Genomic DNA, 11,101 nt, shown 5'->3' on the forward strand with positions numbered 1-11,101 from the left:
CAGTTCGGGCATGGCACGGTCGTCGTCATCGCTCACCCCCCGGCCCGCCGCAAGCGTCGAGGTCGTCGGGGCCGTGGCGGGCCGGGGGGTGAGCGATGACGACGACCGTGCCATGCCCGAACTGCGACCGGGCACTGGATGTCCTGCTCGGGGAGACGGTCTGCTCGGTGTGCGTGTCGGACCTGCGGCGTCTGCTCGAGGGTGTCGCGTCCGAGCGTGTGCCGGCGCCGCTTGTGACCGTGCGGACCGCGGACGGCTCGCTCGTGCAGCGCCGGGCGATCGACGGAGGTCGCCTGGTGCCCGGTCTGGCGATGGCGCTCGAGGCGGCGATCCGTGGCGAGCTGCGGCACGGGACCTCGGTGCGGTCGGGCTCGGTCGTCGACGCGCGGCTCCCGCTCGTCGCGACCGCCGTCTACCAGCGTGACGAGCTCGTGCGCACGCTCGCGTCCGCGGCTGCTGCCGTCGCGTCCGCTCGGGGTCTCGACCGCCCGGAGCGGCGTCTCGTGCCGCTTGCCGCGTGGTGGCTGCAGCACCTGGCGGGGCTGCAATACCGCGACGACGGGCCAGCGCTCGTGCAGCAGATGTCGACGGCCCTTCGCTCGGCGCGCGCCGTGCTCGAGCACCGCCTCGACCGGCGCGTGTTCCGTGGCCGCTGCGACGCCGTGACGGAGTCGGGCGAGGCGTGCGGAGGTGCGCTGTACGTCGTGCCGCCGGCGGCAACGGTGACGTGCCCGCTGTGCGGCACCGAGTACCCCGCCGACGAGCGTCGCCTCGCGCTGCTGCGCGCGGCTCGTGCCTCGCTCGTCACCGCGACCGAGGCGGCCCGCGCACTGCAGGGGCTCGGCGTCGCGGTCGAGCCCGCGACGATCCGCAAGTGGGTGCAGCGCGACCTGCTCCACCCACGCGCTCACACGCCCGCACCGGGGAACAAGCCGCTGTACCGGCTCGGCGACGTCGAGCAGCTCGTGCGCCGCGCCGCCGTACCTGCCGCACTGCGACACGCCGCGATCCGGCCCAGGTCCCCGGGTGCTTGACGCTGTCACGCTACTGTCCGTCACAGTGAGCCGAACTGGCTCCGAAGGCCTGGACCGTCACCGGTCCGGGCCTTCGTGCTTCCCGGGGACGGCACGCCCCCGGGTTGGCAGGCCGCCCCGGCGTGAGCCGGGTGCACGGTTGGCGTCGGCTGCGGGGGTGGCCGGGCATCGGCGTCGAGCGGCCCGACGCGCCAACCGTCTCGGGGGGCAGGCATGACGCGCAGCGAGTGGGACCCGACGCGCGGCCGCCAGGGCCGAGCGTGGCGGGCGCTCGTCAAGCAGCTGTGCCCGCCGGGCTCGCTGTGCGAGCGGCCGGTGTGCCTGTACCCCGAGCTCGACCGGGTCATCGTGTTCGGCCTGCGTCGCAACCACCCGCACGGCCCGAGCCTCGACCACATCGTCCGGCTCGCCGACGGCGGGCACCCGACGGCGCGCTGGAACCTGCGCCCTGCGCACTTCGGATGCAACGCCGGCTGGCGCCGGGACGCACCCCCGACAGAGCGCCCGCGCTCGCGCGACTGGCCACCCCTCGACCTGTCGTGACCAAGCATCGACGCAGGTCAGGCACCGATTTTTAGAGCGTCGCGATCGTGGGGGACCGCCCACTGAACCTTTTTTTCTCCCCCCACCGTCGCCCCCAGGTGATGCCCTACAGCGTGTGACCGACGGGAGGTGCGATGGCCGCCGAGGTGACCAAGCACGGGATGTCGGGCTACCGCCGCGGCTGCCACTGCGAGATCTGCCGTGAGGCCAAGCGCACGTACATGGCGTCGTGGCGGGCGAAGCAGCGCGAGGTCAAGTTGGCTGCCGCGCTCGCGGACAGCGAACCGCTGGTCGTGGAGCGCCCCGTCCCCGAGCCTGTCGTCGCGACGAGCTCGCTGGACCTCAAGGCGAAGGCCGGCCCCCTCGAGCGTGCGCTGCTCAAGGACCTGAGCAAGCCCGACGCGAAGGTGCCGTTCCGCCGGCACCTGGTGCGTCTGGCGCGTCTGAACGCGCGCGTGCTCGATCAGATCGCCGAGATCGACCGGCTCGACCTGATCTCCCCTGTCCAGCTGCGCCAGTTCGAGGTGCTGCAGCGTCTGGCGATGCTCGGCTTCGCAGGGCTGTCCGACGACGCGGGTGACGGGAGCGAGCAGCCGTCGCTGGCGGACCAGGCGGCCCGCATGCTGCAGGAGATGGCGGAGGGCAGCGGTGGTAGCGGTACGGACGCGCAGCCGGCCTGAGGCCGCTCCCCTGCACGCGACCGAGCGCAACCCGAACCGTGACACCACGGGCGGGCGTGTCGCGAACGTCTCGGCGAAGATGGGCGAGCCCTTCATCCCGTGGCAGCGCCTGGTGGCGGACATCGCCGGGGAGATCGACCCCGCGACGGGCTACCCCTGGTACAAGGAGATCCTGCTCGTCGGGCTTCGCCAGATCGGCAAGACGTCGTTCATCCGGGCCAAGTTCACCGACACGTGCTTGTTCACGCCGCGCGCGACCGCCCGCTACACCGCCCAGAACCGCACGATGGCCCTGCAGCGCCTCGAGACCGACATGTGGCACCCGATCGCCGCCTCGCCGCTCGCGGCGTTCCTCGACCGCAACGTCGGGCGTCGCACGAAGAAGCCTGGCCTGTCGGGCAAGGGCGGCCAGGAGCACATCCAGTTCGTGAACGACTCGGCCTGGTGGATCGACTCGGTGAAGGCCACGTCGGGCCACGGCCCGACCCTGGACCTCGGCGGCATCGACGAGGCGTTCGCGCACGGCGACGCCCGGATCGAGCAGGCGATGCGCCCCGCCATGAACAACGTCCCGCATGCTCAGCTGCTGGTCGCTTCGGCGGCCGGTGACTCCTCGTCGGTCTACCTGCGCAACAAGCTCGAGGTCGCACGCGCCCGCCTCGAGCTCGAGCAGACCAAGCCCCTGCACCAGCGGCGCTCGCGGACGGCGCTGATCGAGTACGCCGCTCCTGAGGGCGCCGACCGGGAGGACCCTGACACGTGGTGGGGTTGCCACCCGGCGCTCGGATACCTGACCGACCAGGCGACGTTCGAAGCCGCGCTCGAGGCGTTCGCCTCTGACCCTGAAGAGTTCGACCGTGCCTACCTGGGGTGGTGGCCCTCGGCGAAGGCCCCTGACCCGGTGATCCCGAAGCTGGCGTGGAACGAGCTCGCGCTCGGCGAGGACGCGGTCGACTGGACGGGCCAGCCGGTGTGGTCGGTCGACGTGGCTCCCGATCGCGACTGGTCGGCGATCGGCCTGGCTGCGCGGCACCCGTCCAAGCGTGCCTACCTCGAGGTCGTCGACCACGAGCCGGGCACTCACTGGGTCGTGGCGCGCATGGTCCAGCTGCGATCGCTGTTCGGCGGCGACGTCGTCGCGATCGACGGCACCGGTCCGGCCGGCGCCCTCGTCACCGACCTGGAAGCTGAGGGCTTCCTCGTCCAGCGGCTCAATGGCCGCGACAAGGCAGACGCGTGCGGGGAGCTGTACGACGACGCCCTCTCGGGCCGCATCGCCCATCCCGGCGACCCGGTCCTGAACGGCGCACTGTTCTCCGCGATCAAGCGCCGCACCGCCGACACGTGGACGTTCTGGCGGGGCAAGTCTCTGGCCGACATCACGCCGCTGTACGCCGTGACGCTCGCACGCCACGTCCTGGCCCAGATGATCGGCGACGACTACGACGTCGACGACTCGACCTACGGTCTCGACCCCGACCCCGACGACGACCTGTGAGGAGGTCCTAGATGGACGACGTCACGGACGTGCTCGACCTGCTCGGCCTGCTGGTGCTCGTCGCCGCGGCGTCGGTGGCTGCGGGCGCGTGGTGCGGCCTGGTCGCAGCTCTGGCGGTGGCCGGCGGTGGACTTCTCGCCGTGTCCTGGCTGCTCGACGCGGTGCGCCGCCCGCGGCGCCGACGCAGGGCGGCGGTGCGCCGATGAGCCTCCTGCGTCGCTCGACCCTCGCCGGTGTGGCCGACGCGACGGGCCGGGCGCTGAGACGCGGCCGCGGGCCTGAGGTCACGCCGACCTCGGCGCTGCGGCAGTCCGTCGCGTGGGGCGCCCAGAGGCTTCGCGCCGACCTGATCTCCGTGCTTCCCGTGGACGTCTACCGCAAGGTCGGCGCCATCAACGCATCGGTGCCCGCCCCGGGTGTCCTGGTCGAACCGTCCGAGGACGCCGACGGCCAGCCCATGACGATCGGCGACTGGCTCTACTCGGGTCAGATGAGCCTGGACTCCGTCGGCAACAACGTCGGCGTCATCACCCGGCGCGACTCGCTGGGGCTTCCGGCGGCGATCGACCTCGCCGGAATGGACGAGGTCCGGATGCGGATCAAGGACCGGCGTATCACCCGGTACTGGATCAACGGGGAGAAGCACGAGCCGCGCGACATCTGGCATGAGCGCCAGCACCGGGTCGCCGGCATGCCGGTCGGCCTGTCGCCCGTCGCCTACGCGGCGATGTACCTGGCCGGCGCAGACGCCGCGGCGCAGTTCGCGCTCGACTGGTTCGCCAACGGCACCGTCCCGTCGGCGATCCTGAAGAACACCGAGAAGGTCCTCAACCCTGAGCAGGCCGACCGCACGGCGCGACGCTTCCGAGCGACCGTGGCCGCCGGCGAGGTGTTCGTCACCGGCAAGGACTGGACCTACGACCCGATCTCGGCGAAGGCTGCCGAGGCCGAGTTCATCGAGCAGATGCAGTACAGCGACGTCGCACTGTGCCGCTTCTACGGCGTGCCCGCCGACCTCGTCGACGTCGCCGTGCAGTCCTCCACGCTGAACTACGCGAACATCACCCAGCGCAACCTGCAGCTGCTCGTGATGCACCTCGGCTCGCCCATCACCCGACGCGAGAAGGCGCTCAGCCGGCTCACGCCGCGGCCGCGGTACGTGAAGCTCAACCGCGACGCCATCCTCGCGATGGATCCCAAGTCGCGCGCCGAGCTGTTCAAGCTGCAGATCGACTCGCGCACCCGCACGCCGGACGAGGCGCGCGCACTGGTCGACGAGCAGCCCCTCACCGAAGCGGACTACGCGCAGTTCGAGCGCCTGTGGCCGACGTCGCGCCCGCCGCAGCAGCAGACCTCAGGAGGCAGCTGATGGACCCCGAGCTCGTCGAGCAGATCGCGGCCGCGGGCCGCGAGCGGGCCGCGGCGGTCGCGGCCCGCGCCGACCGTCCCTCCCAGCGACGCTGCGCACCCGAGCAGGGCTCGGGTGCGTGGGCCGCCGCACCGCACGCCCGCATGCAGCTGCGATCGACGGACGACGCCAGCGGCCCCCTGCACTTCGAGGGCTACGCGACGGTCTACGAGCGCGGCTACGAGATGTGGGACTTCTGGGGGCCCTACACCGAGATCGTCTCCGCGGGCGCCGGCGCCAACTCCTTGGCCCGTGCCGACCTCGACGTGCCGCTCGTGCTGCAGCACGCCGCACTGCGGCGCATCGCCCGCACGACGAACGGCACCCTGACGCTGCGCGAGGACGAGACGGGGCTGCTCGTGGACGCCCCCGCGCTGGACCGCGAGGACCCCGACGTCGCCTACATCGCGCCGAAGCTTCGCGCCGGCCTCGTCGACGAGATGAGCTTCATGTTCCGCATCGTGCGCGGACAGTGGTCCCCCGACTACACCGAGTACCGCATCGAGGAGTTCGACATCCATCGCGGCGACGTCGCGATCGTCGCCTACGGCGCGAACCCCTTCACCACCGGCGCCGGCCTGCGTGCCGCAGAGGCGCTGGACATCGTCCGCGCGCTCGACGAGTCGACCGCGCGTGAGGCGTTCACGCTGCTGCGCTCGCGGCTCGAGCCTGCCGGGTCGCTTCCGCGCCGCGGCGTGGAGCTCGTGAACGCCGACGACACACGCCTGGTCGAGCTCGTCTGAGTTTCGGCCGCCCACCCGAGACGCGTCGCGTAAGGGCCTGCTGCGCCTTGTGCCTGGCCGGGTACCGCCTGTCGCTGCTGGGACCCCACCCACCCAAGATCGCCCCGCCACGGGGCAGGAAGTGAGCACCACGATGACGCTCGAGCAGCTCATCGCGCGGGCCCGGGAGCAGATGAACGCCCGGATCTCGCTGCGCAACCAGTACGCCACCGAGCTCGACGAGCTCCGCGGCCAGGACGCCCCGGACGCCGAGCAGGTCGACGCGCTGCGTTCGAAGAAGGCCGACATCGACGCCGAGCTCACGGCGCTGCGCGAGCAGCTCGAGGGCTACGAGAGGGAGCTCGAGTCCGACCAGGCCGTGCAGCGTCTGCAGGCGCAGACCCACCCGACCGGTCAGCGCGCGGCTCAGCCCGAGCGCGCGGTCGAGGTCAACGAGCAGCGGACCTACACCCAGGAGAACGACCCGAAGGGTCTTCGGTTCCTGTCCGACGTGGTGGCCGAGTTCCGTGGGAACCCGGCGGCGCGCGAGCGTCTGGCGCGCCACGTCGAGCAGGAGCGTCACGAGCGCGGGGAGGTCGTCGAGACCCGTGCGGTCACCACGTCGGGCGCCCCGGGCACGATCGTGCCGCAGTACCTGATCGACCTGTACGCGCCCAAGGGCCGCCCGGGACGCAAGTTCGCCGACCAGTGCCGTCACCACGACCTGCCCGAGACCGGGATGACGGTGTACATCCCGCGTCAGGTCGCCACGACGGCGACGGGCGAGCAGGCCAACGAGCTCGACACGGTGGCCGAGCAGGACTACGACGACGAGATGATCGCCGTCAGCGTCCGGACCAACGCCGGTTCGCAGACGATCTCCCGTCAGGCGTCCGAGCGTGGCCTGGGCACCGAGGACATCGTCTTCGAGGACCTGCTCAAGTCGTACGACTCCGGTCTGGACGCCCGGCTGATCAACGCCCCGGTCTGGGGTCTGCTGGCGGTGGCGAACCCGCTGACGTACACCGACGCGGACCCGACGGCCGCCGAGCTGTACCGCAAGATCCTCGGCGGCGTCGCGACGATCGAGGACGTCCTGCTCGACCTCGACGAGGACGACGTGTTCACCCTCATGCGGGGTCGTCGGTGGGCGTGGCTCAACGGGGAGGTCACGGACAAGAAGCCGTTCGTGCAGAACTCCAGCGTTCCGCTCGGCGCCTTCGCCACGACCGACGGGGCGAAGTACCCGGCCGGGGTGCGCGGGTTCCTGCCGAACGGCGGCCGCGTGGTGACCGACAACAACTTGCCGAGCAACCTCGGCGCGGGCACCAACGAGGACGTCGTCGTCGAGGTCGTCCAGCACGAGGCCCACCTGTGGGAGGACCCCTCGGCGCCGATGTTCATCCGCGCCGAGCAGCCGCAGGCCAAGAAGCTCGGCATCGACCTGGTGCTCTACGGCTACTTCGCCGCCTGCTTCAACCGCGTGGTCGACGCGCAGGGAACGCCCAAGGCCGTGCACCAGAAGATCACCGGCACCGGCCTGGTCGCGCCCGTCTTCTGACGCGCGCGCGCCTGGTTCGACGCGCCCCGGCCGGTCCCGCACGACAGGGCCGGCCGGGGCGACGTCCCGTCCACGACAACACCCCGACGACCCCGAGGAGGGGACGATGAGCAAGAAGGACACCGCCCAGCACGGCGCGGCCGCAGTGCGGCGTGCAGCGGCGAAGGAGCAGGAGCGCAGCGAGCTGATCGCAGCGCTCGGCGAGGAGCGTCGCGGGTACGTCGCGCGCGGACTCGACGACCGCGTCAAGGCGGTCGACGACCAGATCGCGGCCCTGAAGGGCTCGCGCCGGCCTGCGGCGCAGGGAGCGGCGACGAACGGGCAGCCTCCCACCTCCCCGCCCCCGACGCCTCGTGGTCGGGCCCGCAACGCTGCACCGCCGGTCACGCCCGCGCAGCAGGAGCCGGCCGACCCGCAGGAGCCGGCCGACCCGCAGGAGCCGGCCGACCCGCGGGAGCCGGGCGACCCGGACGGCGACTGAGGTGGCCGCCGACGTCGACCTCGTGACGCTCGAGGAGGCGAAGAACTTCCTCAACATCCCGTTGGAGTCGACCAGTGACGACGACGAGCTGGCGAAGTTCATCACGGCAGCCTCCAAGATGCTCGCGCGAAAGTTCGGCGTCGGCGTCCCTCAGCTCTTCTCGGACGTGCAACAGGGCGGCCGCGAGCACCTCGTCCTGTCGCACTGCCCGGTCGTCTCCGTGACCTCGGTGACCGCCGCCGGCGTCGCGCTCGCCGAGACCGACTACGTCCTGGACGAGTCGGCGGGGATCCTGACGTCGGCTCGCGGCCAGTTCGGTCCCGGGCCGCTGGTCGTGACCTACACGGCCGGCTACGACCCCGTCCCGGAAGACCTCTCGCTCGCAGGCAATCTGCAGGTCCGCCATCTGTGGGAGACGCAGCGCGGCACCGGGCGACGCACGGGCGGCGGGAGCACCGAGCCTCCGGCGGGCGCGGCCTACACCTGGTCGTACCGGGTGCTCGAGATCATGGACTCGTTCAGCGAGGGGGGCTTCGCGTGACCGCCACCGCGATGCCGGCAGCCATCGACGCCCTGATCGCCATGCTCAGGGACGTCGCACCGCCCGACGTCACCGTGTGGGACGGGCTGTGGCCCACCGACGCGGCACCGAAGAGGTACCTGATGGTGGGCGTCTCCGACCCGTCCGACAACGAGCTCATCGACGCCGCCACCGCGACCCAGCCCTGGGGTTCGCTGGGGCACCGTCAGCGCAAGGAGGCGTTCACGCTTCACTGCGTCGCGGTCGCGTGGGATGGCGGCAGCGACCTGGCGGCGTGTCGCACCGCCGCAGCGGGGGTGCTCGACATCGCGATCGACACCGTCACCTCCGACCCCACGCTCAGAGGCTCCGTGCTGCAGGTCGCGTCCGTCTCCGGCCTCGCGCTGCAGCAGTCGTACGACGACCAGGGCGTGATCGTGAACATCCCGTTCGACCTCGAGTGCCAGGCCGTCCTGGCGTGAAGGAGAGCTCCTGATGGCCAAGATTCGCAACGTGTCCGGGGAGGCGCTGTTCGTCCCGGGCGTCGGGTTCAGCGGGGCGCTCGTCGGCGCCGACGAGATCGTCGAGGTCCCCGACAACCGCCTCGAGGCGTACATCGCCCAGCCGTGGTGGGAGGACGCGACCCCGGCCGCGTCGACCCCGGCCGCGTCGCCGCGTCGCCGACAGATCGACCCGCCGGCCGCTGCCGCCGACCCGGCCGCTGCCGCCGACCCGACCACCGCCGAGACCACCGAGGAGTCCTGACATGGCGATCGCATCCGGGCTGGGTGCCCACGTCGGCATCGCACCGGAGGTCACGTACGGCGCCTACGTGGCGCCGACGTCCTTCGTGCAGCCGAACAAGGCGAGCCTGAAGAAGACGAAGAACACCGAGCAGTCTGCGGCGATCGCGTCGGGTCGCCTGCAGGCCGCGGCCGCCGGGCGCCAGCCCACGACCGTCGGTGGCAGCGGCTCCCTCGAGCTCGACGTCGCGAACCGGAAGATGGGCCTGCTCGTCCAGGCGCTCATGGGCACCTCGGTCACCCCGACGGTCCTGACAGCCCCGGCGTACCAGCAGACGCACGTCCTGGCCGACACGTTCGGCAAGTCGCTGTCGATCCAGGTCGGCCTGCCCGACGCGTCCGGTGTCGTGCGCCCGTACTCGTACACGGGCTGCAAGGTCACCTCGGCGACGTTCGAGATCGACCTGGCCAAGATCCTCGCGGCCACGTTCGAGTTCGACGCCCAGGACGTGTCCGAGGCGCAGGCGCTCGCCGCGCCGTCGTACCCGGCTGCGGTCAGCCCGTTCGTGGGGACCCAGGCGTCGGTCAAGGTCGGTGTGTTCGGGGCGGAGGCGGCGGTCGCGGGCGTCACGAAGGCGACGGTGAAGATCGACCGGAACCTCAACACCGACCGCTACTACCTCGGCGGTGGCGGCAAGAAGGCCGAGCCGATCGCGAACGCGCCTGTCGGGATCTCCGGGACGGTCAGCGCGGACTTCGTCGACAAGACGGTGTTCGCGGACCGGTTCGTCTCCGACGCCGGGTTCTCCCTGGTGATCGAGGCGCGGGGTGCCCTGCTCGCAGCACCCGACACCTACGACCTGTTCCGCATCACCCTGCCGGGCTGCTACCTCGACGGTGACACCCCGGTCCTGGACGGCCCCGACCAGGTCAGCGGCGACTTCCCGTTCACCTGCCTGTTCGACGGCGCGAACACACCGAAGATCGAGATCGTCTCGGCCGACTCCATCCTGGCCTGACCGTGGCCGGCGGCGAGGACTTCGCGGTCCAGGGCCGCGAGGAGCTCGCGCGTCTGGGGACCCGCCTGCGCGCGGTGGCCGACCAGGACGCGGCCAAGGGCATCCAGAACGCGCTGCGGCGTGAGGTGCGCGAGATCACCAAGTCGACCCGCACGAACATCAAGAAGTCCGCCCTGGCTCGCCTGCCGAGCCGGGGCGGACTGAACCGGTGGGCCGCCAGCACACCGGGCGCCACCACGACCCTGCACGGGCGCAGCACCGCCGTGAAGATCGCGATGCGCAAGCGGGGGCACGACATCGCGGCACTGAACCGGGGCAAGGTCCGCCACCCCCTGTTCGGGCAGCGCACGACCTGGCTCGAGCAGGACATCACCGAGGGCTTCTTCACCGACGTCCTCACCGCCGAGGCGCCCGACATCCAACGCCGCATCCTCGCGGCGATCCGCAAGGCCGCCCAGGACGCGGCCAACCTCTGACCCCCCAAGGAGACCCCACCCCCATGACGAACATCGAGTTCACCTTCGACGGCGACACGTTCAGCTTCGACCCCGATCACCCGCTGCTGGCCGAGGCGACCGTGATCGAGAAGCACATCGGCGAGCCCTACATCCAGTTCACCAAGATGCTCGCCGAGGGGTACACCGCCGCGTACCAGGCGTTCGCCCTGACGGCCGTGAAGCGCAAGCGGCCCGAGACGAAGTTCGCCGACCTCGACGGGTGGGACCTCGGTCTCCTGATCGACGCCCTCGACGTGGGCCTCGAGGCCGCCGCGTCCGCCGCCGAGCAGGCCGCGGAGGCCGAGGCGCAGGTCCCTACGCCGGCCGCCGACCAGGCGGCCGACTCGCCCACCTCCGACTGACCCACCTGGCGTCGTTCGCCGCCGTCCTGAACA

The 11,101-nt window shown here is 71.6% G+C and carries 15 protein-coding genes; all 15 read left to right on the forward strand.

Features of this window, described 5'->3' with window-relative positions:
* The first annotated feature begins 95 nt into the window (after positions 1 to 95).
* The 15 genes from AW16_RS0106350 (at position 96) to AW16_RS18355 (ending at position 11,068) form a co-directional block, all read left to right on the forward strand.
* Entirely contained in the window at positions 96 to 1,034 is a 939-nt protein-coding gene (locus AW16_RS0106350; RefSeq protein ID WP_029289114.1) for a hypothetical protein, read from the forward strand.
* 213 nt (positions 1,035 to 1,247) lie between these two features.
* The gene (locus AW16_RS16935) at positions 1,248 to 1,577 is read left to right on the forward strand and encodes a hypothetical protein (protein WP_051681720.1); all 330 of its coding nucleotides are present in this window, start codon (positions 1,248 to 1,250) and stop codon (positions 1,575 to 1,577) included.
* A gap of 134 nt (positions 1,578 to 1,711) precedes the next feature.
* Positions 1,712 to 2,257, forward strand: a complete 546-nt coding sequence (locus AW16_RS0106360; protein WP_029289116.1) for a hypothetical protein — start codon at positions 1,712 to 1,714, stop codon at positions 2,255 to 2,257.
* The gene (locus AW16_RS0106365; RefSeq protein WP_029289118.1) at positions 2,226 to 3,755 is read left to right on the forward strand and encodes a hypothetical protein; all 1,530 of its coding nucleotides are present in this window, start codon (positions 2,226 to 2,228) and stop codon (positions 3,753 to 3,755) included. The genes AW16_RS0106360 and AW16_RS0106365 overlap by 32 nt, the downstream gene beginning before the upstream one ends.
* Before the next feature lie 11 nt (positions 3,756 to 3,766).
* Positions 3,767 to 3,961, forward strand: a complete 195-nt coding sequence (locus AW16_RS0106370) for a hypothetical protein (RefSeq protein ID WP_029289119.1) — start codon at positions 3,767 to 3,769, stop codon at positions 3,959 to 3,961.
* Entirely contained in the window at positions 3,958 to 5,124 is a 1,167-nt protein-coding gene (locus tag AW16_RS0106375) for a phage portal protein (RefSeq protein ID WP_029289121.1), read from the forward strand. Before AW16_RS0106370 ends, AW16_RS0106375 begins: the two co-directional genes overlap by 4 nt.
* Positions 5,124 to 5,906 (forward strand): HK97 family phage prohead protease, encoded by a 783-nt coding sequence (locus AW16_RS16940; protein ID WP_081861507.1) that lies wholly within the window; start codon positions 5,124 to 5,126, stop codon positions 5,904 to 5,906. Before AW16_RS0106375 ends, AW16_RS16940 begins: the two co-directional genes overlap by 1 nt.
* Before the next feature lie 121 nt (positions 5,907 to 6,027).
* Positions 6,028 to 7,446, forward strand: a complete 1,419-nt coding sequence (locus AW16_RS0106385; protein ID WP_156044073.1) for a hypothetical protein — start codon at positions 6,028 to 6,030, stop codon at positions 7,444 to 7,446.
* Between the two features lie 106 nt (positions 7,447 to 7,552).
* Positions 7,553 to 7,927, forward strand: a complete 375-nt coding sequence (locus AW16_RS0106390) for a hypothetical protein (protein WP_029289127.1) — start codon at positions 7,553 to 7,555, stop codon at positions 7,925 to 7,927.
* A gap of 1 nt (position 7,928) precedes the next feature.
* On the forward strand, positions 7,929 to 8,468 hold the full coding sequence (locus AW16_RS0106395) for a hypothetical protein (protein ID WP_029289129.1): 540 nt from the start codon (positions 7,929 to 7,931) through the stop codon (positions 8,466 to 8,468).
* The gene (locus tag AW16_RS0106400) at positions 8,465 to 8,929 is read left to right on the forward strand and encodes a hypothetical protein (RefSeq protein ID WP_029289131.1); all 465 of its coding nucleotides are present in this window, start codon (positions 8,465 to 8,467) and stop codon (positions 8,927 to 8,929) included. Before AW16_RS0106395 ends, AW16_RS0106400 begins: the two co-directional genes overlap by 4 nt.
* Before the next feature lie 13 nt (positions 8,930 to 8,942).
* Positions 8,943 to 9,212 (forward strand): hypothetical protein, encoded by a 270-nt coding sequence (locus AW16_RS0106405; RefSeq protein ID WP_029289133.1) that lies wholly within the window; start codon positions 8,943 to 8,945, stop codon positions 9,210 to 9,212.
* Between the two features lies 1 nt (position 9,213).
* Positions 9,214 to 10,209 carry a phage tail tube protein gene (locus AW16_RS0106410; RefSeq protein WP_029289135.1) on the forward strand — a complete coding sequence of 332 codons (996 nt, stop codon included), beginning with the start codon at positions 9,214 to 9,216 and terminating at the stop codon, positions 10,207 to 10,209.
* 2 nt (positions 10,210 to 10,211) lie between these two features.
* Entirely contained in the window at positions 10,212 to 10,685 is a 474-nt protein-coding gene (locus AW16_RS0106415) for a hypothetical protein (RefSeq protein ID WP_029289136.1), read from the forward strand.
* 23 nt (positions 10,686 to 10,708) lie between these two features.
* Positions 10,709 to 11,068, forward strand: a complete 360-nt coding sequence (locus AW16_RS18355; protein ID WP_029289137.1) for a hypothetical protein — start codon at positions 10,709 to 10,711, stop codon at positions 11,066 to 11,068.
* Positions 11,069 to 11,101: the final 33 nt, after the last annotated feature.

The sequence above is a fragment of the Cellulomonas sp. HZM genome, from assembly GCF_000708885.1.
In the GTDB taxonomy this organism is placed as follows: domain Bacteria; phylum Actinomycetota; class Actinomycetes; order Actinomycetales; family Cellulomonadaceae; genus Cellulomonas.

Coding starts and splice junctions, on each gene's coding strand:
- AW16_RS16940 (WP_081861507.1), top strand. CDS start 5,124: ATGGACCCCGAGCTCGTCGAGCAGATCGCGGCCGCGGGCCGCGAGCGG.
- AW16_RS0106410 (WP_029289135.1), top strand. CDS start 9,214: ATGGCGATCGCATCCGGGCTGGGTGCCCACGTCGGCATCGCACCGGAG.
- AW16_RS0106405 (WP_029289133.1), top strand. CDS start 8,943: ATGGCCAAGATTCGCAACGTGTCCGGGGAGGCGCTGTTCGTCCCGGGC.
- AW16_RS0106390 (WP_029289127.1), top strand. CDS start 7,553: ATGAGCAAGAAGGACACCGCCCAGCACGGCGCGGCCGCAGTGCGGCGT.
- AW16_RS0106375 (WP_029289121.1), top strand. CDS start 3,958: ATGAGCCTCCTGCGTCGCTCGACCCTCGCCGGTGTGGCCGACGCGACG.
- AW16_RS18355 (WP_029289137.1), top strand. CDS start 10,709: ATGACGAACATCGAGTTCACCTTCGACGGCGACACGTTCAGCTTCGAC.
- AW16_RS16935 (WP_051681720.1), top strand. CDS start 1,248: ATGACGCGCAGCGAGTGGGACCCGACGCGCGGCCGCCAGGGCCGAGCG.
- AW16_RS0106350 (WP_029289114.1), top strand. CDS start 96: ATGACGACGACCGTGCCATGCCCGAACTGCGACCGGGCACTGGATGTC.
- AW16_RS0106370 (WP_029289119.1), top strand. CDS start 3,767: ATGGACGACGTCACGGACGTGCTCGACCTGCTCGGCCTGCTGGTGCTC.
- AW16_RS0106360 (WP_029289116.1), top strand. CDS start 1,712: ATGGCCGCCGAGGTGACCAAGCACGGGATGTCGGGCTACCGCCGCGGC.